Consider the following 21,053-nt stretch of genomic DNA (forward strand, 5'->3'; position numbering starts at 1 on the left):
CTTACTCCTTCGCCTCGTTGCGGCCCAGGTGGAACGCCGTGACGGCTGCGGCGAGCAGCAGCATCGAGGCGAGTTCGACCACCAGCAGATAAGGACCGAACAGGCTGATGCCCACGGCCTTGGCGTCTACGGTGGTGTGGCCGATACCGGTACCGCTCTGGTGGCTGAACAGCACGTACAGCAGTTCCACCAGCAGCAGGGCGGCGAGCACCACCGGCCCGAGCCAGATCCCCGGCTTGAGCCAGATGCGTTCCTGCTGAACCGAGGCGGGGCCCAGGTTCAGCATCATCACCACGAACACGAACAGCACCATGATGGCGCCGGCATAGGCGATCACTTCCAGCACGCCGGCGAACGGTGCGCCGAGGCTGAAGAACGTCATCGCCACGGCGATCAGCGAAATGATCAGGTAGAGCAGGGCGTGCACAGGGTTGGTGTTGGTCACCACACGTAGCGTGGAGACAACGGCGACACCTGACGCGAAATAGAAAGCGAATTCCATCTTTCTTCCTTAAGGCAGCAAGCTCTTCACGTTGATCGGCTCGGCTTCGTTTTGCGCGGAGCCCTTTGGCTTACCGGCAATGGCCATACCTGCAACACGATAGAAGTTGTAATCAGGGTTCTTTCCGGGACCGGAGATCAGCAGATCTTCTTTCTCGTAAACCAGGTCCTGACGTTTGAACTCGGCCATCTCGAAATCCGGGGTCAGCTGGATCGCGGTGGTCGGGCAGGCTTCCTCGCAGAGGCCGCAGAAGATGCAACGCGAGAAGTTGATGCGGAAGAAGTCCGGGTACCAGCGACCGTCTTCGGTTTCAGCTTTCTGCAGCGAGATGCAACCCACCGGGCACGCCACGGCGCACAGGTTGCAGGCTACGCAACGCTCTTCGCCATCGGGGTCGCGGGTCAGTACGATGCGGCCACGGTAGCGGGGCGGCAGGTAGACCGGCTCTTCCGGGTATTGCAGGGTGTCGCGCTTGCGAAAGCCATGGCCGAAGACCATCACCAGGCTGCGCAGTTGGGTACCAGTACCCTTAACGATGTCGCCAATATATTTGAACATGGGTCAAATCCTCACTGAACCGCGCCCGCTGGCGTGTTCAACAACACAAGCGCAGCAGTCACCAGCAAATTGATCAGGGTCAGCGGCAGGCAGAATTTCCAGCTGAAGTCCATCACCTGGTCATAACGCGGACGCGGGATGGAAGCCCGCAGCAGGATGAACAGCATGATGAAGAACGCGGTCTTCAGGGCGAACCAGACGAAGGACAGTTGCGGCAGGATGCCGAACGGACCGTGCCAGCCACCGAAGAACAGGGTGACCAGCAGTGCCGAGATCAGGATGATGCCGATGTACTCGCCAACGAAGAACATGCCCCATTTCATGCCGGCGTATTCAATGTGGTAACCGTCGGCCAGTTCCTGTTCCGCTTCCGGCTGGTCGAACGGGTGACGGTGAGTCACGGCCACGCCAGCGATGAAGAAGGTACAGAAGCCGAAGAACTGCGGAATGATGAACCACAGGTTCTGCGCCTGGTAGTCGACGATGTCGCGCATGTTGAACGAACCGACCTGGGCCACGATGCCCATCAGCGCCAGGCCCATGAACACTTCATAGGACACGGTCTGGGCCGAGGCCCGCAGGCTGCCGAGCAGGGCGAACTTGTTGTTGCTCGACCAGCCGGCGAACAGCACCGCGTAGACCGACAGGCCGGCCATGGCGAAGAAGAACAGCAGGCCGATGTTCAGGTCCGCCACACCCCAGGTCGGGGTGATCGGGATGATCGCGAACGCGATCAGCAAGGCGCTCATGGCCACGACCGGTGCCAGGGTGAAGATCACCTTGTCGGCAAACGGCGGGGTCCAGTCTTCCTTGAAGAACATCTTCAGCATGTCGGCGGCGATCTGGAACATGCCGAACGGGCCAACGCGGTTCGGACCGTAACGGTCCTGCCACCAGCCCAGCAGGCGACGCTCGACAAAGCTGAGCAGGGCACCGGCGACCACCACGGCCAGCATGATGACCAGGGCTTTGACGACCGCCAGGATCACGTCGATCACTTCAGGGGTGAACCAGGTCATTGCGCTGCCTCCTGCAGACCGTCAACGGATTTGCCAAAGAACGCCGGAGGAATGCCCGCCAGGCCGGCTGGCAGGGCCACGAGGCCAGCGCCCAGCTCGTCGTTGATGCGCAGCGGCAGACGCAGTGTCTGGCCCGCCACCTTCACGGCGAGCAACGCGCCATCGTTGACACCCAGGCGATCGGCTTCGGACTTGGCCAGGGAAACGTAGGCGGCCGGGATGCGTTCCTGGACCGGAGCGGCTTTCGAAGAGTTCTCTTCGCTGCCGAACAGGTGGTAGAACGGCACCGCCTGCCAGGTGCCCTGGGCCGGGGAGAAGGCGCGCGGCACGCTGGCGAACCAGCCGAGGCTGTCGCCCTGGCTTTCGATCAGGCGGGTGCCCGGATCACCGGCACGCAGGTGACCACCGACTTCGTCCTGGAACTTGTTCCAGGCTTGCGGTGAGTTCCAGCCCGGCGACCAGGCGAACGGCACCTGGGAGCGTGGCTCCACGGAGCCCGAGTAACCTTCCATGGAGAAGGAGAACGCGGTGTCCTGGTCCTGCGGGGTACGTGGCTCGTGCACGCTGATGTCGGCGCGCATGGCGGTACGGCCGCTGTAACGCAGCGGTTCGCGGGCCAGCTTCAGGCCCTTGATGCGGAACGACGCCGATGGCGCGGCATCGACGATGCGCGCCAGTTGCGGGTTGCTCTGGGCGCAGGCGGCGGTCACGTGGTCCAGCTGGGTCCAGTCCACCGGCTTGTTCAGCAGGGTAGAGCGCAGGGCATGCAGCCAGCGCCAGCCTTCGTGAACCAGGATGCTGGCATCCATATAGGTCGGATCGAACACCTGGAAGAAGCGCTGGGCACGGCCTTCCTGGCTGACCAGGGTGCCGTCGCCTTCGGCGAAGCTGGCCGCTGGCAGGACCAGGTGCGCGCGATCGCTGGTGGCGGTCTTCTGGTGGTCGGCGACGATCACCACTTTCGCGGCGTTCAGCGCGGCATCGACCTTGGCGGCGTCGGTGCGGGTGTACAGATCGTTTTCCAGCACGACCAGGGCGTCGGCCTTACCGTCGATCACCGCTTGCAGCGCGGCGTCCACCGATTCGCCACCGAGCATGGCCAGGCCGAGGCTGTTGGCCTCAGGCACGATCAGGCTGATGGAGCCGTTCTTCTCGCGCAGCTTCAGGGCCTTGGCAATGTTCGCCGCGGCTTCGACCAGCGCCTTGGAACCCAGGGAGGTGCCGGCGATGATCAGTGGACGCTTGGCGGCGAGGAGGGCGTCGGCGATGCGCTTGGCCAGTTCCTGGGCTTCGGTGTCCAGGCCTTCGACGGCCGGGGCGCTGGCGTCCAGGGCGTGGGCCACGGCGAAACCGATGCGCGCCAGGTCGTCGGGAGCGGCGTGTACACACTCCTCGGCAACGTCGTCGAGCTTGGTTTCAGCCAGGCTGGCGATGAACAGCGGGTTCAGCGCGTGCTGGCCGATGTTTTTCACCGCGGCGTCGAGCCATGGCTGGACGCGCATGGCGTCGGCCATTTCTTCGGCCTTGCCCTTGACCGACTGGCGCAGGGCCAGGGCCATGCGGGCGGCGGTCTGGGTCAGGTCTTCGCCGAGGACGAACACTGCATCGTGGTCTTCGATGTCGCGCATGGTCGGCACGGGCAGCGGGCTGCTTTTCAGCACTTGCAGGACCAGGCGGATGCGCTCCAGTTCGGCGGCTTCGATACCGCTGTAGAAGTGCTCGGCACCTACCAGTTCACGCAGGGCGTAGTTGCTTTCCAGGCTGGCGCGAGGCGAACCGATACCGACGATATTGCGGCCGCGCAGCAGGTCGGCGGCCTTGTCCAGCGCCTGGTCCAGGTTCAGCTTGGTGCCGTCGTTCAGCAGCGGCTGGCGTGGACGGTCTGTGCGGTTGACGTAGCCATAGCCGAAACGGCCACGGTCGCACAGGAAGTACTGGTTCACCGAACCGTTGTAGCGGTTCTCGATGCGGCGCAGTTCGCCGTAGCGCTCGCCCGGGGAAATGTTGCAACCGCTGGAGCAGCCATGGCAGATGCTCGGCGAGAACTGCATGTCCCATTTGCGGTTGTAGCGCTCGGAGTGAGTCTTGTCGGTGAACACACCGGTCGGGCAGACCTCGGTGAGGTTGCCGGAGAACTCGCTTTCCAGGGTGCCGTCTTCAACGCGACCGAAGTACACGTTGTCGTGGGCACCGAACACGCCGAGGTCGGTGCCGCCGGCATAGTCCTTGTAGAAACGCACGCAACGGTAGCAGGCGATGCAGCGGTTCATCTCGTGAGCGATGAACGGGCCGAGTTCCTGGTTCTGGTGGGTACGCTTGGTGAAGCGATAACGGCGCTCGTTGTGGCCGGTCATCACGGTCATGTCTTGCAGGTGGCAGTGACCGCCTTCCTCGCAGACCGGGCAGTCGTGCGGGTGGTTGGTCATCAGCCATTCGACGACACTGGCGCGGAAGGCCTTGGATTCTTCATCGTCGATGGAGATCCAGGTGTTGTCGGTGGCGGGCGTCATGCAGGACATGACGATGCGACCACGGGTGTCGTTCTCGTCGGTGTACTGCTTGACCGCGCACTGGCGACAGGCACCGACGCTACCGAGAGCGGGGTGCCAGCAGAAATAAGGGATGTCGAGGCCTAGTGACAGACATGCCTGTAACAGGTTGTCCGCCCCATCGACTTCGAGCGCTTTGCCGTCTACGTGGATAGTGGCCATGGTTCAAAGTTCTTCGTTGGCCCGTTGTCAGCGGGCGTGGCTAATGGAATCTTGGTGCTCGCCTGGCGCGTCGCGGCGTCTTCAGGCGATACGAGGGCGGCACGGACCCCCCTCGTTCGATACGTTTACGCGCCGACTACGATCGGCCGGGCCAGGGGCGGGACGACGGCAGCACTGGTGGCTGCGATGCCGGCCTCGAACTCTGGACGGAAATACTTGATGGCACTGCCCAATGGCTCCACGGCGCCCGGTGCGTGGGCACAGAAGGTCTTGCCTGGGCCGAGGAAACCGACCAGACCCAGCAGGGTCTCGATATCGCCGGCTTGCCCTTCGCCTTTCTCGAGGGCGCGCAGCAGCTTGACGCTCCACGGCAGGCCATCGCGGCAAGGGGTGCAGAAGCCGCAGGATTCGCGGGCAAAGAACTCTTCCATGTTGCGCAGCAGCGACACCATGTTGATGCTGTCGTCGACCGCCATGGCCAGGCCGGTACCCATGCGGGTGCCTACCTTGGCGATGCCGCCGGCGTACATCTGTGCATCCAGGTGTTCGGGCAACAGGAAGCCGGTACCGGCGCCGCCTGGCTGCCAGCACTTGAGCTTGAAGCCGTCGCGCATGCCGCCAGCGTAGTCTTCGAACAGCTCGCGCGCGGTCACGCCGAACGGCAGTTCCCACAGGCCAGGGTTCTTCACTTTGCCGGAGAAGCCCATCAGCTTGGTGCCATGGTCTTCACTGCCTTCGCGAGCGAGGGATTTGTACCATTCCACGCCGTCGCCGATGATCGCTGGCACGTTGCACAGGGTCTCGACGTTGTTCACGCAGGTCGGCTTGCCCCACACGCCGACGGCGGCAGGGAAGGGCGGCTTGGAGCGCGGGTTGGCGCGGCGGCCTTCGAGGGAGTTGATCAGCGCGGTTTCTTCACCGCAGATGTAACGCCCGGCGCCGGTGTGGACGAACAGCTCGAAGTCGAAGCCGCTGCCCAGGATGTTCTTGCCCAGCAGGCCCGCGGCCTTGGCCTCTTCCACAGCACGGTTGAGGTGCTTGGCGGCGGTGGTGTACTCGCCCCGCAGGAAGATGTAGCCGCGGTAGGTTTTCAGCGCGCGGGCGCTGATCAGCATGCCTTCGATCAGCAGATGGGGCAGTTGCTCCATCAGCATGCGGTCTTTCCAGGTGTTGGGTTCCATTTCGTCCGCGTTGCACAGCAGGTAGCGGATGTTCATGGATTCGTCTTTGGGCATCAGGCCCCACTTCACGCCAGTGGGGAAGCCCGCGCCGCCGCGGCCCTTGAGGCCGGCGTCCTTGACGGTCTGGACGATGTCGTCCTGGGACAGGTCGGCGAAAGCCTTGCGCGCAGCGGCGTAGCCGTTCTTGGCCTGGTACTCGTCAAGCCATACCGGCTCGCCGTCGTCGCGCAGGCGCCAGGTCAGCGGATGGGTTTCGGGGCTGCGCTGGATGCGGTTGGCAGGGCCGAAGGATGTCAGGGTCATACGTAGCCCTCCAACAGTTTGGCCACGCCAGCAGGCTGCACGTCGCCGAAAGTGTCGTCGTCGATCATCAGCGCCGGGGCCTTGTCGCAGTTGCCCAGGCAGCATACCGGCAGCAGGGTGAAGCGGCCGTCGGCGGTGGTCTGGCCGAGGCCGATGCCCAGCTGGCTCTGGATCTGGCTGACCACGGACTCGTGGCCGCCGATGTAGCAGACCATGCTGTCGCAGACACGGATGATGTGACGGCCGACCGGCTGGCGGAAGATCTGGCTATAGAACGTCGCCACGCCTTCTACGTCGCTGGCCGGGATGCCGAGGATCTCGCCGATGGCGTAGAGGGCGCCATCGGGCACCCAGCCACGTTCCTTCTGGACGATCTTCAGGGCTTCGATAGACGCCGCGCGCGGGTCTTCGTAGTGATGCAGCTCGTGCTCGATGGCCGAGCGCTCGGTTTCGCTGAGGGCGAAACGGTCTGTCTGGATAAGCGGGCTGTTCATGCTTAGCGGTCCACGTCGGCCATAACGAAGTCGATACTACCCAGGTACGCGATCAAGTCCGCGACCATGCTGCCGCGGATCACCGAAGGGATCTGCTGCAGGTGGGCGAAGCTCGGGGTGCGGATCCGGGTGCGGTAGCTCATGGTGCCGCCATCGCTCGTCAGGTAATAACTGTTGATGCCCTTGGTCGCTTCGATCATCTGGAAGGACTCGTTGGCCGGCATGACCGGGCCCCACGAAACCTGCAGGAAGTGCGTGATCAGGGTCTCGATGTGCTGCAGCGTGCGCTCTTTCGGCGGCGGCGTGGTCAGCGGGTGGTCCGCCTTGTACGGGCCTTCCGGCATGTTGCGCAGGCACTGGTCGATGATCTTGATGCTCTGGCGCATCTCTTCGACGCGGACCATGCAGCGGTCGTAGGCATCGCCATTGGCCGCCAGCGGGACTTCGAACTCGAAGTTCTCGTAGCCGGAGTAGGGGCGCGCTTTACGCAGGTCGAAATCGCAACCGGTGGAACGCAGGCCGGCACCGGTGACACCCCATTCCAGGGCTTGCTTGGTGTTGTAGGCGGCGACGCCGATGGTACGACCCTTGAGGATGCTGTTCTGCAGGGCGGCCTTGGTGTATTCGTCGAGGCGCTTGGGCAGCCAGTCGACGAAGTCTTTCACCAGCTTTTCCCAGCCGCGTGGCAGGTCGTGGGCGACGCCGCCGATGCGGTACCAGGCCGGGTGCAGACGGAAGCCGGTGATGGCTTCGATCACGGTGTAGGCGCGCTGACGGTCGGTGAAGGTGAAGAACACCGGGGTCATGGCGCCGACGTCCTGGATGTAGGTACCCAGGAACAGCAAGTGGCTGGTGATCCGGAAGAACTCGGCCAGCATGATGCGGATGACGTCGACCTTCTCCGGCACCTTGATCCCGGCCAGCTTCTCGACCGAGAGCACGTACGGCAGGTTGTTCATCACGCCGCCGAGGTAGTCGATACGGTCGGTGTACGGAATGAAGCTGTGCCAGGACTGACGCTCGGCCATTTTCTCGGCGCCACGGTGGTGGTAGCCGATGTCCGGTACGCAGTCGACGATCTCTTCGCCGTCCAGCTGCAGGATGATGCGGAAGGCACCGTGAGCCGAAGGGTGGTTCGGGCCCAGGTTGAGGAACATGTAGTCCTCGTTGGCGCCGGAACGCTTCATGCCCCAGTCTTCCGGCTTGAAGCGCGCGGCTTCTTCTTCCAGTTGTTGCTTGGCCAGGGTCAGGCTGAACGGATCGAATTCGGTGGCGCGCGCCGGGAAGTCCTTGCGCAGCGGGTGACCTTCCCAGGTCGGCGGCATCATGATGCGCGACAGGTGAGGGTGGCCGGCGAAGTCGATGCCGAACATGTCCCAGACTTCACGCTCGTACCAGTTGGCGTTCGGCCAGATACCGGTCACGGTCGGCAAGCTGAGGTCGCTCTCGGACAAGGCGACCTTGATCATTACGTCACTATTACGTTCGATCGACAGCAGGTGGTAGAACACGCTGAAGTCGGCGCCTGGCAGCCCTTGGCGCTTGGTGCGCAGACGCTCGTCCACGCCGTGCAGGTCATAGAGCATGACGTACGGCTTGGGCAGGTTGCGCAGGAAGGTCAGGACTTCGACGAGTTTGGCGCGGGTAACCCACAGCACCGGCATGCCGGTGCGGGTGGCCTGGGCGGTGAACGCCTCAGGGCCAAAACGGTTATTGAGTTCGACGACCACATCCTGGTCGTCTGCCTTATAAGGCGGGATGTACAGAGCACTGCCTGTAGTCATGGTTTTTTATCGCTTTCGGTCAACGTAAAGAATGAAGCCAGTTTTTCGTTCTTTGTAAGAAGCGCTCTGGAATCAGACTTCGTCGGGGCTGCGCAGGTTGGTTACCTGAATACGCTGTTCGCGGCGCTGTTCCTTTTGCGACGGCATTTCGGCGCGATACACGCCTTGGTCACCGACGACCCAGGAAAGTGGGCGACGCTCCTGGCCAATCGACTCCTGCAAGAGCATCAGGCCTTGCAGAAAAGCTTCAGGGCGGGGCGGGCAGCCAGGCACGTAGACGTCCACGGGCAGGAACTTGTCCACCCCTTGAACGACGGAATAGATGTCGTACATGCCACCGGAGTTGGCGCACGAACCCATGGAGATGACCCACTTCGGTTCGAGCATTTGCTCGTAGAGACGCTGAATGATCGGCGCCATCTTGATGAAGCAGGTTCCGGCAATAACCATGAAATCCGCCTGGCGCGGTGATGCCCGGATAACTTCGGCGCCGAAGCGCGCGATGTCGTGGGGCGCCGTGAAGGCGGTGGTCATTTCCACGTAGCAGCAGGACAAGCCGAAGTTGTACGGCCACAGGGAGTTCTTGCGCCCCCAGTTGACCGCGCCGCTCAGCACGTCTTCCAGCTTGCCCATGAAGATGTTTTTGTGGACTTGATCTTCTAACGGATCGGAAACGGTTTCCCGTTCGCCGATCGGATACTGCTCGTTAGGAGCATCGGGGTCGATCCTGGTGAGATTGTATTGCATCGCCAAAGCCTCATTGTTTTAGCTTCGCCTGCCGCTTACGGCGACCTTCCGGAGCCCAATCAAGAGCCCCCACCCGCCAAAGGTAGACAAGACCTGCCAACAGAATTGCTATGAAAACGAGAGCTTCGACGAATCCGGTCCAGCCGCTTTCGCGGACGGACACAGACCAGGCAAAGAGAAAGAGGGCTTCGATATCGAAGATCACGAAGAGCATCGCGACCAGATAGAATTTGGCTGAGAGCCGCAAGCGGGCGCCACCGGTAGGTAGCATGCCGGACTCGAACGGTTCGTTTTTGCTGCGGCCCCAGGCTTTTGACCCGAGGAGGCTGGAGACGCCGAGCATGAAGGCGCAGAGGCCGCCTACACCCAGAAGGAAAATGGCAAAGCCCCAGTTGTGGGCCATGAGTCCTGTCGCTTCGGGCATGCTGGTAATCCTTAACAGAGAGCAAAGGTCTCTGAGCTTGATAAAGAAATAAAGCAGTGACGATATGTCGCAGTGCAATCAATCGCCGTGATTTTATGGCTAAACACCGGGCAAGTAAATTTTCATGGCGAAATTATTTAGCGGAATAAGGACATGGCTCCTCTTGCAAGCCCCGTAAGCCACGGCCTGTGGGCATTAGCGGGTGTTTTGTTAATTATGTTTTGTCCTCGCTGTAACGAACATCTCCATCTCTAAATGATAATCAATATTATTTGGCGCTGCTTTTAAACAATGATTCCCATGAAGAGCCGCTAAGTTGTCTTTTATATGCTCGTTACTGCAAGTTGCGAGCGGCCCCTTTTACCCGCTTTTTCCTCCACGCATACCGCTCTGGATCAATGTTTTGCCTGATTGGCAGGAGGCTCGGGCGAGGTCATCGCGAGTTGGTTCGTTCCTCCTGGAGCTTGGGGTTGGTCGGTGACGCTGCAAAAGTCGCAGGCAAAAAAAACGCCCCGAACCAGTCGGGGCGTCAGATGTGCGGCACTGCAGTTAGCTTTTACCGGGTCTGCAATGGCCGTTTTTCAGCGTGAAGTCGAATCAGTGGAACTGTTCTTCTTCAGTGGAGCCGGTCAGTGCGGTGACCGAAGACGAGCCACCCTGGATCACGGTGGTCATGTCGTCGAAGTAGCCGGTACCCACTTCCTGCTGGTGAGCCACGAAGGTGTAGCCCTTGGCGGCGTCAGCGAATTCCTGCTCCTGCAGCTTCACGTAGGCGGTCATGTCGTTGCGGGCGTAGTCGTGCGCCAGGTTGAACATGCTGTGCCACATGTTGTGAATGCCGGCCAGGGTGATGAACTGGTGCTTGTAGCCCATGGCGGACAGTTCGCGCTGGAACTTGGCGATGGTCGCGTCGTCCAGGTTCTTCTTCCAGTTGAAGGAAGGCGAGCAGTTGTACGACAGGATCTGGTCCGGGTATTCCTTCTTGATCGCTTCGGCGAAGCGACGGGCCTCGTCCAGGTCCGGCTTGGCGGTTTCGCACCAGATCAGGTCGGCGTACGGCGCGTAGGCCAGGCCGCGAGCGATGGCCTGGTCGAGGCCGGCGCGCACTTTATAGAAGCCTTCCTGGGTGCGGGTGCCAGTCACGAACGGCTGGTCGTACGGGTCGCAGTCGGAAGTCAGCAGGTCGGCAGCGTTGGCGTCGGTACGGGCCAGGATGATGGTCGGTACGCCGGCAACGTCGGCCGCCAGACGGGCAGCGGTCAGCTTCTGTACGGCTTCCTGGGTTGGAACCAGTACCTTGCCGCCCATGTGGCCGCATTTTTTCACGGAAGCCAGCTGGTCTTCGAAGTGAACGCCGGCAGCGCCTGCTTCGATCATGCTCTTCATCAGCTCGTAGGCGTTCAGCACGCCGCCGAAACCGGCTTCGGCGTCAGCCACGATTGGCGCGAAGTAGTCGATGTAGCCTTCGTCGCCCGGGTTCTTGCCGGATTTCCACTGGATCTGGTCGGCACGGCGGAACGAGTTGTTGATGCGCTTGACCACGGTCGGCACGGAGTCCACCGGGTACAGCGACTGGTCCGGGTACATCGATTCGGCGGAGTTGTTGTCCGCGGCAACCTGCCAGCCCGACAGGTAGATAGCCTGGATGCCGGCTTTGACTTGCTGTACCGCCTGGCCGCCGGTCAGGGCGCCCATGCAGTTGACGAAATCTTTCTCAGGGCGGAAGGACGGTTTGGCACCCTGGGTCACCAGGTTCCAGAGCTTCTCGGCGCCCATGCGTGCCAGGGTGTGCTCAGGTTGAACCGAGCCACGCAGACGGACAACGTCGGCAGCGGAATAAGTGCGAGTCACGCCTTTCCAGCGCGGGTTTTCAGCCCAGTCTTTTTCAAGGGCTGCAATTTGCTGTTCGCGTGTCAGTGCCATGGAGATAAACCTCGTCGCATAGGTCTGGGGTGGAAAATTCTTGCTCCACCAGATACGCAGGATCAAAGGTGCGTAATTGGCTGCTCGCTGACCAGAAGTCTAGGCGGTCAAGTCGGCTATGGCGCAGATGGCGACGGGTGAACGATGGGCTCAAGGGGAAAGTGAGCAGGTGAGGGCCAGCTGTCGGGCGCATTCGGGCGTCGTGGGCCTTCATACGAACCATCAGTGTGTTGCCGATCTACCTAATTAGCTTCCGTCCCTCGGGACAACCTCGTTCCAGTCGCAATCTCGTCAAACACACCTTGTGGGCGGTACAGACACGAATCGGCTCAGGTGGGTAGGTTAGAGCGGCGATCCGAAGGCCCTTGCCAGGGCCCCTGATTAGCGGGAGCGAGGCCATCATGCCTTCGGTTTTTTGCCTCGTCAAACGTTTTGTAGTGCTTTTTTTCTAACACTACATCTTTGGTCTAATACGACTAATCAGTCAGTTTTCGGTGCTTTAGTCCAGGGCGTCGACTTTCACTCGCAAGGTCATGTCATCCCGGCCCTGAGTCGAGTAGCTGCGGGTTTCAGCTTGTTTGTCGGCCTGGTTCTGGCGATTGACGCCGGCCAGGGTGATCCACTCGCCAAGACGGCCGCTGACAGTTGTGTCGGTACTTTGCACATTCACTACATCGGGACGTTCCTGGCTCATACGGTCACGGTTGGTACTGATGCTCAGGTGAACGGTTTCGCCGGTGACGCTGGCCGTGACGTAGAAGCCCTGGGTGACATTGCGATACTGGGTCTGGTTCTGCAGGCGACCGTAAGGGTCGGTCTGGGTGGTGGTCAGTGGCACGCTCTGGCCGACCTGGATCAGGGCCGGTATGCCTTCGCTGGCCTGGATCTGCTGTATGCCGCCATCGCGGCTGACGGTGCTACGGGTAATGATGCGGGTTTGCGGAGCTCCGTTGACCGAATAACCCTGATTGTTCTGGCTGTTGTTTTCGTTGGTGTCGACCGTGATCAGCAGGCGTTTGGCGGCAGTATCCAGTTGCGCGATGAAGGCGCGCAGTTCTTCGATCTTCTCCGGTTCCGCATTGACGATCAGCTGGTTGCCGTAGGCGCTGACCCGGCCTTCCTTGCCGAGGAAGTTCTGGGCGACGGGCAGCAGGTCGGCGCTGGTGCGGTTGTTCAGGGGCACGATCTCGGTCGCGGCCGTGACTGAAAAGCTCGCAGTCAGCAGCAGCGTCGTGAGCAGGGTGCGTAGGGACATGTCCGTTATCTCCGCTAGGGGTGGAAGCCTTGAGTTTGACAGTTTGTCGGCTCGCGGTGGGGCAAGTTGAATCGCCGATGGCAAAACGCCCCGGCCTCCAGGGAGCCAGCTTAGCTTGCTGGATCCGGGGAGGGCGGGGCGTTTTGTGACGGCTGGCAGGATATCGCCAGCAGGCTCGCTGCTGCGCAGGGTTTGCTCAGGCGTTGCCGCGGACCATGTCGACGTGAGGGATGCCTGCTTCCAGGAATTCCTCGCTGACGATGCTGAAGCCCAGGCGCTCATAGAAGGCGGTAGCCTGAACCTGGGCGCTGAGCATCAGCTGCTTGAGGCCACGTTTCTCGGCTTCGCCGATCACTGCCTGCATCAGCGCATCGCCGACCTTCAGACCGCGCCAGTCCTTGAGGACCGATACCCGGCCAACCTGCCCGTCGGGCAGCAGGCGGGCGGTGCCGATCGGAAAGTCGCCTTCGAGCGCGAGGAAATGCGCCGCGCTGTCGTCGTCGGCGTCCCACTCCAGTTCGGGCGGGACGGATTGCTCGATGATGAACACCGCTTCACGAATGCGCCGGATCTCGGCGTTATCCTTTTGCCAGTCTGCGACACGTACGCGAATCTTATTCATCGGCAAATCCCAGGCTTCCTTGCTTGACCAGTTCGCACAGCAGGCCGCGTCCATCGTCGTCCGCCAGCCATGGGCCGAGGTTGTCGAGGTGCAGCGCGTCGGCGGCGCAAATCATCTTCAGCAGTTCACGCAGCTTGCCCGGCAGATAACGGCTCTGGCCGCTGGCGAACAGCAGCAGGTCGTCGTCGACTTCGGACCAGGCCAGGCGCGCGCTCGGGTTGCGGATCAGTATGGCGCCCTGTTCGAGGCTGCCGAGCAGGTCTTCTTCTTCCAGCTCGGGGCCGACCACCAGTTCCGGGTAGCGCGGCTCGGTCATGAACTGGCCGAACCAGGTCAGCAGCATGCGCTCGTCGCTCATGTGCTCGGCCAGCAGGCCCTTGAGGCGGTCGAGGGCATCGTGCTGGATCTGGTGCGGGTCGCTGACAGGTTGCACGTCGGCGTCGGTATAGCGGTCTTCGTCCGGCAGGTACTGGCTGAGGAAGTCGGTGAAGTGGGTCAGCACTTCGGCGGCGCTCGGGGCGCGGAAGCCCACCGAGTAGGTCATGCAGTCGTTCACCGCGACGCCATAGTGGGCCAGGCGCGGTGGCAGGTAGAGCATGTCGCCGGGTTCCAGGACCCAGCTCTCTGTTTCTTCGAACTCGGCGAGGATACGCAGGTCCGCGTGCTGCAGCAGTGGGCTCTCGGCGTCGCACATCTGGCCGATCTTCCAGTTGCGCTTGCCGTGGCCTTGCAGCAGGAACACATCGTAGTTATCGAAGTGCGGACCGACGTTACCGCCGGGAGCGGCGAAGCTGATCATCACGTCGTCGATGCGCCAGCTCGGCAGGAAGCGGAAATGCTCCAGCAGTTCGGCGACTTCCGGCACGAACTGGTCGACAGCCTGGACCAGCAGGGTCCAGTCACGCTCCGGCAGCTTGCTGAACTCGTCTTCGGCGAACGGGCCGCGGCGCAGTTCCCAAGGGCGTTCGCCGTGTTCGATGACCAGGCGCGACTCGACCTCTTCTTCCAGCGCCAGGCCGGCCAGTTCGTCGGCGTCGATCGGGCTTTCGAAGTCGGGCAGGGCCTGACGGATCAGCAGGGGCTTTTTCTGCCAGTAGTCACGCAGGAATTCCCGTGCGCTGATGCCGCCCAGAAGTTGAAGAGGAATGTCAGGATTCATGTGTAACCTATTGAAAAAATGCACTTTTCATACGGGAATAAAAACGCCCGGCGCTGCCGGGCGTCAAAGGTCTTGCCATCGATCAGATGCGTTTGGCTTGGGCCGCGGCATTACCGATGTAGCTGGCCGGGGTGAGCTTTTTCAGCTCGGCCTTGGCGGCTTCAGGCATTTCCAACGCGTCGATGAAGGTCTGCAGCGCTTCAGGGCTGATGCCCTTGCCGCGAGTCAGTTCCTTGAGTTTTTCGTACGGGTTTTCGATGTTGTAGCGGCGCATCACGGTCTGGATCGGCTCGGCCAGGACTTCCCAGCAGGCGTCCAGGTCTTCGGCGATCTTCTGGGCGTTGAGCTCCAGCTTGCTGATGCCTTTGAGGCTGGCTTCGTAAGCGATCACGCTGTGGGCGAAACCGACACCGAGGTTACGCAGGACGGTGGAGTCGGTCAGGTCGCGCTGCCAGCGGGAGATCGGCAGTTTGCTCGCCAGGTGCTGGAACAGCGCGTTGGCGATGCCCAGGTTGCCTTCGGAGTTTTCGAAGTCGATCGGGTTGACCTTGTGCGGCATGGTCGAGGAGCCGATTTCGCCGGCGATGGTGCGCTGCTTGAAGTAGCCCAGGGAGATGTAGCCCCAGATATCGCGATCGAAGTCGATCAGGATGGTGTTGAAGCGGGCGATGGCGTCGAACAGCTCGGCGATGTAGTCGTGCGGCTCGATCTGCGTGGTGTACGGGTTGAAGCTCAGGCCCAGCTCGTCTTCGATGAAGGCGCGGGCGTTGGCTTCCCAGTCGATTTCCGGGTAGGCCGACAGGTGCGCGTTGTAGTTGCCCACGGCGCCGTTGATCTTGCCCAGCAGCGGCACGGCGGCGACCTGAGCGATCTGGCGCTCCAGGCGGTACACCACGTTCGCCAGTTCTTTGCCCAGGGTGGTCGGCGAGGCCGGCTGGCCGTGGGTGCGCGACAGCATTGGCACGTCGGCGAAGCGCAGGGCCAGTTCGCGGATGGCCCCGGCGGTCTGGCGCATCAGCGGCAGCATCACCTCGTCACGGCCTTCGCGCAGCATCAGGGCGTGGGACAGGTTGTTGATGTCCTCGCTGGTGCAGGCGAAGTGGATGAATTCGCTGACGTTGGCCAGTTCAGGCAGCTTGGCGGCCTGTTCCTTGAGCAGGTACTCGATCGCCTTGACGTCGTGGTTGGTGGTGCGTTCGATCTCTTTGACGCGCTCGGCGTGTTCCAGAGAGAAGTTTTCCGCCAGGGTGTTCAGCACGGCGTTGGCTTCGGCGGAGAACGCCGGTACTTCGCTGATGGCGGAATGGGCGGCCAGGCGCTGGAGCCAGCGCACTTCGACCAGGACGCGAGCACGGATCAGGCCGTATTCGCTGAAAATGGGGCGCAGGGCCTGGGTTTTGCCGGCGTAGCGGCCGTCAACAGGGGAAACCGCAGTGAGCGAAGAGAGCTGCATGGGGTGTTCTCGGACAGTCGGGCAACGAAATGGGGCGCGTATCATACATGAAAATATCCGCCGGTCCGTTGCCAACTGACCAGCGTCTTACGCGTTACTGACTACAAAAGGTCTTGCGGGCGCAGTTCAGCTGCTGCGCATCAGCGGATAAAGCTCTTTGAGCAATTTGCGGCGGCTGATCACCAGCTGCCAGCGGTGGCCACCCAACTGGCGCCACAGGCGCGCCGAACGGATGCCGGCCAACAGCAGGGCGCGGATCTTCGAGGCGTTGCTCGGCTGCTGCAGGTTGCGCATGTCGCCATGCACCTGGATCCGCTGGCGCAGGGTGCTCAGGGTGTCCTGATACAGCGAGCCGCAGGCGGCAATCACGTTTTCGTGGGCCGGGCCGAAATGTTCGACCTGGGACTGAATCTGCGGCAGGCGCTTGCCGATGATTTCCAGCAGGTCGTCGCGCTTGGCCAGCTGGCGCTCGAGACCGAGCATCGACAGGGCATAGCGCAGCGGCTCGCGCTGCAGGGTGCTGGGGTCACGTTCCAGGGCGCCGATCAGGGCGCGATAACCCTCGCGTAGATTGATGTCGTCGCCACCGTAGACTTCCAGGGTGTCTTTCGGGTCGCGGATCAGCAGGCTGCCGAGCATGCAACTCAAGGCCGCTTCGGTGACCTGGCCGGTCTTGGCGATCTTGTCCACCAGGACGGCGGCGAGAAACACGCCACCCAGTGCCGTCAGTTGTTCCTGGGTCGGGCTCATGCCTTGCTGCTCCAGGGCTCTGCGACTTCGATCACACCGCCGCCCAGACAGATGTCGCCGTCATAGAAGACTACGGATTGGCCAGGGGTGACCGCGCGTTGCGGGTCATCGAAGGTGGCGCGATAGCCGTTGGCGGTCTTTTCCAGGGTGCAAGGCTGGTCGCTCTGGCGGTAGCGCACTTTCGCGGTGAGGCGGCGCGGTTCGCTCAGGTCGATCGGGTTGACCCAATAGATGTCGGAGGCGAGCAGGGCGCGGGAGAACAGCCACGGGTGATCGTTGCCCTGGCCAACGATCAGCTCGTTGTGTTCCAGGTCCTTGATCAGCACGTACCACGGCTCATCGCCGGCGTCCTTGAGGCCGCCGATGCCCAGGCCCTGGCGCTGGCCGATGGTGTGGTACATCAGGCCGTGGTGACGGCCGATCACTTCACCTTCGGTGGTCTTGATCTCGCCGGGCTGGGCCGGCAGGTATTGCTTGAGGAAGTCGCTGAAGCGTCGCTCACCAATAAAGCAGATACCGGTGGAGTCCTTCTTCTTGGCAGTGGCCAGGTCGTGTTTCTCGGCGATCGCGCGGACTTCGGGCTTTTCCAGCTCGCCGACCGGGAACAGGGTCTTGGCGATCTGCTCGCCGCCGACGGCGTGCAGGAAGTAGCTCTGGTCCTTGTTCGGGTCCAGGCCCTTGAGCAGTTCGGTGCGCCCGTCGATGTCGCGGCGGCGCACATAGTGGCCGGTGGCGATCAGGTCGGCGCCGAGCATCATGGCGTAGTCGAGGAACGCCTTGAACTTGATTTCACGGTTGCACAGGATGTCCGGGTTCGGCGTGCGGCCGGCCTTGTATTCGGCCAGGAAGTGCTCGAACACATTGTCCCAGTACTCGGCGGCGAAGTTGGCGGTGTGCAGCTTGATGCCGATCTTGTCGCACACGGCCTGGGCGTCCGCGAGGTCGTCCATGGCGGTGCAGTACTCGGTTCCGTCGTCTTCCTCCCAGTTCTTCATGAACAGGCCTTCCACCTGGTAACCCTGCTCCATCAGCAGGAGGGCGGAAACGGAAGAGTCCACGCCGCCGGACATGCCGACGATGACGCGCTTCTTTTGGGTGTCAGAAGGGGCTGGATCACGCATAGGAATTTAACGGGTGTCTTGAAAAAGGACGCGATTCTAACAGGCTGAGGCCTGCAAGGCTAAAACTGCGGTTAAAGCGACGGACGGATCAGCTCGAGGCTGTGCAGTTGCCCGGCCAGATAGTCGTCGACGCAGCGGATGATCAACTCGCTGCGCCATTGCGGGCGCAAGGCCAGCAGTTCGTCGCGGCTCAGCCAGCGCGGGCCGATGATGCCGTCGTCCAGTGGGTAATCGGGGTGGTGCCTGAGCGGTTTGCCGGCAAAGCAGACGCGCTGGTAGGTCACGCCATTGCTGGGGGCGGTGTACAGATAGATGCCGACCACGCCGGTCAGCTCGATGTCCCAGCCGGTTTCTTCCAGGGTTTCGCGAATGGCGGCCTGGAGCAGGCTTTCGTCCGGATCCAGGTGCCCTGCGGGCTGGTTGAACACCGCCTGGTCGCCCTGGAACTCCTCGACGAACAGAAAGCGTCCCTGGTTCTCAATGATGGTGGCGACGGTGATGTGGGGTTGCCATTCCATATATAAAGCTCTGTCTTGAGTGGGTGGTCATCATAAGGCGAACGCCAGTCCTGTAGGAGCGAAGCTGGCTCGCGATGAAAGCAGCGCGTTTCGCCTGACTCACCGCAGCGCCACTATCGCGAGCAAGCTTCGCTCCTACAGGGAAGGTGTTGTCCAAAAAAGCACAAACCCCGGCACCTGGCCGGGGTTTGTATTACAGCGGTGTTGCTTAGACCAGCGCAGCGATAGCTGCGTTGAGGGTGGCGCTTGGGCGCATGGCCTTGCTCACCAGCTCAGGGTTGGCGCTGTAGTAGCCGCCGATGTCCACTGGCTTGCCTTGAACGCCGTTGAGCTCGGCGACGATGGTCGCTTCGTTCTCGGTCAGGGTCTTGGCCAGGGTGCTGAACTGCGCTTGCAGGGCGGCATCTTCGGTCTGGGCGGCCAGGGCCTGGGCCCAGTACAGCGCCAGGTAGAAGTGGCTGCCGCGGTTGTCGATGTTGCCGACTTTGCGCGATGGCGACTTGTTGTTGTCCAGGAACTGACCGGTTGCCTGGTCGAGAGTCTTGGCCAGTACCAGCGCTTTCGGGTTGTTGTAGGTGTTGCCCAGGTGCTCCAGGGAAGCGGCCAGGGCCAGGAACTCACCCAGGGAGTCCCAGCGCAGGAAGTTCTCTTCCAGCAGCTGCTGCACATGCTTAGGAGCCGAACCGCCGGCGCCGGTTTCGAACAGGCCGCCACCGTTCATCAGCGGCACGATCGACAGCATCTTGGCGCTGGTGCCCAGTTCCATGATCGGGAACAGGTCGGTCAGGTAGTCGCGCAGCACGTTGCCGGTGACGGAGATGGTGTCCTTGCCTTCGCGGGTGCGGGCCAGGGTGAACTTCATGGCGTCGACTGGCGACATGACACGGATGTCCAGGCCAGCGGTGTCGTGATCCTTCAGGTACGCCTGGACCTTCTCGATCATCACGCCGTCGTGGGCGCGCATCGGGTCCAGCCAGAAAATCGCTGGAGTGCTGCTTGCGCGAGCGCGGTTGACGGCCAGTTTGACCCAATCCTGGATCGGCGCGTCCTTGGTCTGGCACATGCGGAAGATATCGCCGGCTTCGACGGCCTGTTCCAGCAGCAGGTTGCCCTTGCTGTCGGTGACGCGTACGACGCCGTCAGCCTTGATCTGGAAGGTCTTGTCGTGGGAGCCGTACTCTTCGGCTTTCTTCGCCATCAGGCCAACGTTCGGCACGCTGCCCATGGTGGTCGGGTCGAAGGCGCCGTTGGCCTTGCAGTCTTCGATCACGGCCTGGTAGATGGTGGCGTAGCAGCGATCCGGGATCAGCGCTTTGGTATCGTGCAACTGGCCGTCGGTGCCCCACATCTTGCCGGAGTCACGGATCATGGCCGGCATCGAGGCGTCGACGATCACGTCGCTCGGCACGTGCAGGTTGGTGATGCCTTTATCGGAGTTGACCATGGCCAGGGCAGGGCGCACGGCGTAGACGGCCTGGATGTCGGCTTCGATCGCAGCTTGCTGCTCTGCAGGCAGGGCCTTGATGCGGGCGTACAGGTCGCCAATGCCGTTGTTCAGGTTGAAGCCGATCTGGCTCAGCACGTCGGCGTGCTTGCTCAGGGCGTCCTGATAGAACTCGGCAACGATCTGGCCGAACATGATCGGGTCGGAAACCTTCATCATGGTGGCTTTCAGGTGTACCGACAGCAGTACGCCTTGTTTCTTGGCGTCTTCGATCTCGGCGGCAACGAAAGCACGCAGGGCTTTCTTGCTCAAGACTGCGCAATCGAGGATCTCGCCGGCTTGTACGGCGGTTTTTTCCTTCAGGACGGTAGCGCTACCGTCTTGAGCGATCAGCTCGATCTTTACGGTGTCCTGGGCGTCGATCAGGGCGGCTTTTTCGCTGCCGTAGAAATCGCCCTGGCTCATGTGAGCCACGTGGGACTTGGAGTCTTTGGCCCAGGCGCCCATTTTGTGCGGGTGCTTGCGCGCGTAGTTCTTGACCGACAGTGGAGCGCGGCGGTCGGAGTTGCCTTCACGCAGGACCGGGTTCACGGCGCTGCCCTTGACCTTGTCGTAGCGCGCCTTGGCGTCTTTGTCGGCGTCGCTGGTCACGGTTTCCGGGTAGTCCGGCAGGGCGTAGCCCTTGGCTTGCAGCTCTTTGATCGCGGCCTGAAGCTGCGGTGCCGAGGCACTGATGTTCGGCAGCTTGATGATGTTGGCTTCAGGGGTTACAGCCAGGTCGCCCAGCTCGGCCAGGTGGTCCGGTACGGCTTTGTCGCCCAGCAGCTCCGGGAAGCTGGCAAGAATACGCCCTGCGAGAGAGATGTCGCGGGTTTCCACGGCAATATCAGCGGAAGCGGTGAAGGCTTCGACGATAGGTAGCAGCGAGTAGGTGGCGAGGGCGGGGGCTTCGTCGGTGAAGGTATAGATGATCTTCGAGCGGGTGGGCATATTCGGATTAACTCTCTTCTTTGCTAAAGCGTGCGCAGAAACTCGAGGGGCGCCGGGTAAGCGCGTTCGTTCAAAGTCATCCATGAACCGAATAT

Annotated in this window: 18 protein-coding genes; all 18 read right to left on the reverse strand. The window is 61.9% G+C overall.

Translation table 11 applies throughout. From position 1 onward, the window contains the following. Position 1: 1 nt before the first annotated feature. The 18 genes from nuoJ to PVZ80_RS01775 all read right to left on the reverse strand — a co-directional run bounded on the left by nuoJ (position 2) and on the right by PVZ80_RS01775 (position 20,958). The gene (nuoJ, locus tag PVZ80_RS01690) at positions 2–502 is read right to left on the reverse strand and encodes an NADH-quinone oxidoreductase subunit J (RefSeq protein WP_009049787.1); all 501 of its coding nucleotides are present in this window, start codon (positions 500–502) and stop codon (positions 2–4) included. A gap of 9 nt (positions 503–511) precedes the next feature. Then, a complete protein-coding gene (gene nuoI / locus PVZ80_RS01695) occupies positions 512–1,060 on the reverse strand; it encodes an NADH-quinone oxidoreductase subunit NuoI (RefSeq protein ID WP_003223795.1) in 549 nt (182 codons plus the stop codon). 11 nt (positions 1,061–1,071) lie between these two features. Continuing rightward, positions 1,072–2,079, reverse strand: a complete 1,008-nt coding sequence (gene nuoH / locus PVZ80_RS01700; RefSeq protein WP_007929607.1) for an NADH-quinone oxidoreductase subunit NuoH — start codon at positions 2,077–2,079, stop codon at positions 1,072–1,074. Beyond that, positions 2,076–4,790 (reverse strand): NADH-quinone oxidoreductase subunit NuoG, encoded by a 2,715-nt coding sequence (gene nuoG / locus PVZ80_RS01705; protein WP_273863357.1) that lies wholly within the window; start codon positions 4,788–4,790, stop codon positions 2,076–2,078. Before nuoG ends, nuoH begins: the two co-directional genes overlap by 4 nt. 125 nt (positions 4,791–4,915) lie before the next feature. Next, entirely contained in the window at positions 4,916–6,274 is a 1,359-nt protein-coding gene (nuoF, locus tag PVZ80_RS01710) for an NADH-quinone oxidoreductase subunit NuoF (RefSeq protein WP_009049785.1), read from the reverse strand. Beyond that, a complete protein-coding gene (gene nuoE / locus PVZ80_RS01715; protein WP_110175641.1) occupies positions 6,271–6,768 on the reverse strand; it encodes an NADH-quinone oxidoreductase subunit NuoE in 498 nt (165 codons plus the stop codon). Before nuoE ends, nuoF begins: the two co-directional genes overlap by 4 nt. 2 nt (positions 6,769–6,770) lie before the next feature. Further along, entirely contained in the window at positions 6,771–8,552 is a 1,782-nt protein-coding gene (gene nuoC / locus PVZ80_RS01720; RefSeq protein ID WP_009049783.1) for an NADH-quinone oxidoreductase subunit C/D, read from the reverse strand. A gap of 72 nt (positions 8,553–8,624) precedes the next feature. Further along, the gene (locus PVZ80_RS01725; RefSeq protein ID WP_007929186.1) at positions 8,625–9,299 is read right to left on the reverse strand and encodes a NuoB/complex I 20 kDa subunit family protein; all 675 of its coding nucleotides are present in this window, start codon (positions 9,297–9,299) and stop codon (positions 8,625–8,627) included. A 10-nt stretch (positions 9,300–9,309) separates the two neighbouring features. Then, positions 9,310–9,723, reverse strand: coding sequence for an NADH-quinone oxidoreductase subunit A (locus tag PVZ80_RS01730; RefSeq protein ID WP_007929187.1), 414 nt, complete (start codon positions 9,721–9,723; stop codon positions 9,310–9,312). A gap of 597 nt (positions 9,724–10,320) precedes the next feature. After that, complete coding sequence (aceA, locus tag PVZ80_RS01735; protein WP_007929188.1) at positions 10,321–11,646, reverse strand: isocitrate lyase; 1,326 nt, start codon at positions 11,644–11,646, stop codon at positions 10,321–10,323. 499 nt (positions 11,647–12,145) lie between these two features. Further along, positions 12,146–12,901, reverse strand: coding sequence for a secretin N-terminal domain-containing protein (locus tag PVZ80_RS01740; protein WP_038633645.1), 756 nt, complete (start codon positions 12,899–12,901; stop codon positions 12,146–12,148). Between the two features lie 196 nt (positions 12,902–13,097). Beyond that, positions 13,098–13,523 carry a GNAT family N-acetyltransferase gene (locus PVZ80_RS01745; protein WP_028682818.1) on the reverse strand — a complete coding sequence of 142 codons (426 nt, stop codon included), beginning with the start codon at positions 13,521–13,523 and terminating at the stop codon, positions 13,098–13,100. After that, positions 13,516–14,682: a ribosomal protein uL16 3-hydroxylase gene (locus PVZ80_RS01750; protein WP_016701891.1), complete on the reverse strand. Its 1,167-nt coding sequence runs from the start codon at positions 14,680–14,682 to the stop codon at positions 13,516–13,518. Before PVZ80_RS01750 ends, PVZ80_RS01745 begins: the two co-directional genes overlap by 8 nt. A gap of 82 nt (positions 14,683–14,764) precedes the next feature. After that, on the reverse strand, positions 14,765–16,135 hold the full coding sequence (gene purB / locus PVZ80_RS01755) for an adenylosuccinate lyase (RefSeq protein WP_007929192.1): 1,371 nt from the start codon (positions 16,133–16,135) through the stop codon (positions 14,765–14,767). A gap of 126 nt (positions 16,136–16,261) precedes the next feature. Then, positions 16,262–16,885, reverse strand: coding sequence for a high frequency lysogenization protein HflD (hflD, locus tag PVZ80_RS01760; protein WP_009049779.1), 624 nt, complete (start codon positions 16,883–16,885; stop codon positions 16,262–16,264). Beyond that, the gene (mnmA, locus tag PVZ80_RS01765) at positions 16,882–18,006 is read right to left on the reverse strand and encodes a tRNA 2-thiouridine(34) synthase MnmA (RefSeq protein WP_029526006.1); all 1,125 of its coding nucleotides are present in this window, start codon (positions 18,004–18,006) and stop codon (positions 16,882–16,884) included. Before mnmA ends, hflD begins: the two co-directional genes overlap by 4 nt. A 71-nt stretch (positions 18,007–18,077) precedes the next feature. Then, positions 18,078–18,524 carry an NUDIX hydrolase gene (locus tag PVZ80_RS01770; RefSeq protein WP_103331606.1) on the reverse strand — a complete coding sequence of 149 codons (447 nt, stop codon included), beginning with the start codon at positions 18,522–18,524 and terminating at the stop codon, positions 18,078–18,080. Between the two features lie 208 nt (positions 18,525–18,732). Continuing rightward, entirely contained in the window at positions 18,733–20,958 is a 2,226-nt protein-coding gene (locus tag PVZ80_RS01775; protein ID WP_009049776.1) for an NADP-dependent isocitrate dehydrogenase, read from the reverse strand. Positions 20,959–21,053: the final 95 nt, after the last annotated feature.

The sequence above is a fragment of the Pseudomonas sp. B3G-3 genome, assembly GCF_028640915.1.
In the GTDB taxonomy this organism is placed as follows: Bacteria; Pseudomonadota; Gammaproteobacteria; order Pseudomonadales; family Pseudomonadaceae; genus Aquipseudomonas; species Aquipseudomonas chlororaphis_I.

What these genes read in the sequence shown, in the direction of transcription:
- nuoJ (WP_009049787.1), bottom strand. Translation starts at nt 502, where the DNA reads ATGGAATTCGCTTTCTATTTCGCGTCAGGTGTCGCCGTTGTCTCCACG.
- nuoI (WP_003223795.1), bottom strand. Translation starts at nt 1,060, where the DNA reads ATGTTCAAATATATTGGCGACATCGTTAAGGGTACTGGTACCCAACTG.
- nuoH (WP_007929607.1), bottom strand. Translation starts at nt 2,079, where the DNA reads ATGACCTGGTTCACCCCTGAAGTGATCGACGTGATCCTGGCGGTCGTC.
- nuoG (WP_273863357.1), bottom strand. Translation starts at nt 4,790, where the DNA reads ATGGCCACTATCCACGTAGACGGCAAAGCGCTCGAAGTCGATGGGGCG.
- nuoF (WP_009049785.1), bottom strand. Translation starts at nt 6,274, where the DNA reads ATGACCCTGACATCCTTCGGCCCTGCCAACCGCATCCAGCGCAGCCCC.
- nuoE (WP_110175641.1), bottom strand. Translation starts at nt 6,768, where the DNA reads ATGAACAGCCCGCTTATCCAGACAGACCGTTTCGCCCTCAGCGAAACC.
- nuoC (WP_009049783.1), bottom strand. Translation starts at nt 8,552, where the DNA reads ATGACTACAGGCAGTGCTCTGTACATCCCGCCTTATAAGGCAGACGAC.
- PVZ80_RS01725 (WP_007929186.1), bottom strand. Translation starts at nt 9,299, where the DNA reads ATGCAATACAATCTCACCAGGATCGACCCCGATGCTCCTAACGAGCAG.
- PVZ80_RS01730 (WP_007929187.1), bottom strand. Translation starts at nt 9,723, where the DNA reads ATGCCCGAAGCGACAGGACTCATGGCCCACAACTGGGGCTTTGCCATT.
- aceA (WP_007929188.1), bottom strand. Translation starts at nt 11,646, where the DNA reads ATGGCACTGACACGCGAACAGCAAATTGCAGCCCTTGAAAAAGACTGG.
- PVZ80_RS01740 (WP_038633645.1), bottom strand. Translation starts at nt 12,901, where the DNA reads ATGTCCCTACGCACCCTGCTCACGACGCTGCTGCTGACTGCGAGCTTT.
- PVZ80_RS01745 (WP_028682818.1), bottom strand. Translation starts at nt 13,523, where the DNA reads ATGAATAAGATTCGCGTACGTGTCGCAGACTGGCAAAAGGATAACGCC.
- PVZ80_RS01750 (WP_016701891.1), bottom strand. Translation starts at nt 14,682, where the DNA reads ATGAATCCTGACATTCCTCTTCAACTTCTGGGCGGCATCAGCGCACGG.
- purB (WP_007929192.1), bottom strand. Translation starts at nt 16,135, where the DNA reads ATGCAGCTCTCTTCGCTCACTGCGGTTTCCCCTGTTGACGGCCGCTAC.
- hflD (WP_009049779.1), bottom strand. Translation starts at nt 16,885, where the DNA reads ATGAGCCCGACCCAGGAACAACTGACGGCACTGGGTGGCGTGTTTCTC.
- mnmA (WP_029526006.1), bottom strand. Translation starts at nt 18,006, where the DNA reads ATGCGTGATCCAGCCCCTTCTGACACCCAAAAGAAGCGCGTCATCGTC.
- PVZ80_RS01770 (WP_103331606.1), bottom strand. Translation starts at nt 18,524, where the DNA reads ATGGAATGGCAACCCCACATCACCGTCGCCACCATCATTGAGAACCAG.
- PVZ80_RS01775 (WP_009049776.1), bottom strand. Translation starts at nt 20,958, where the DNA reads ATGCCCACCCGCTCGAAGATCATCTATACCTTCACCGACGAAGCCCCC.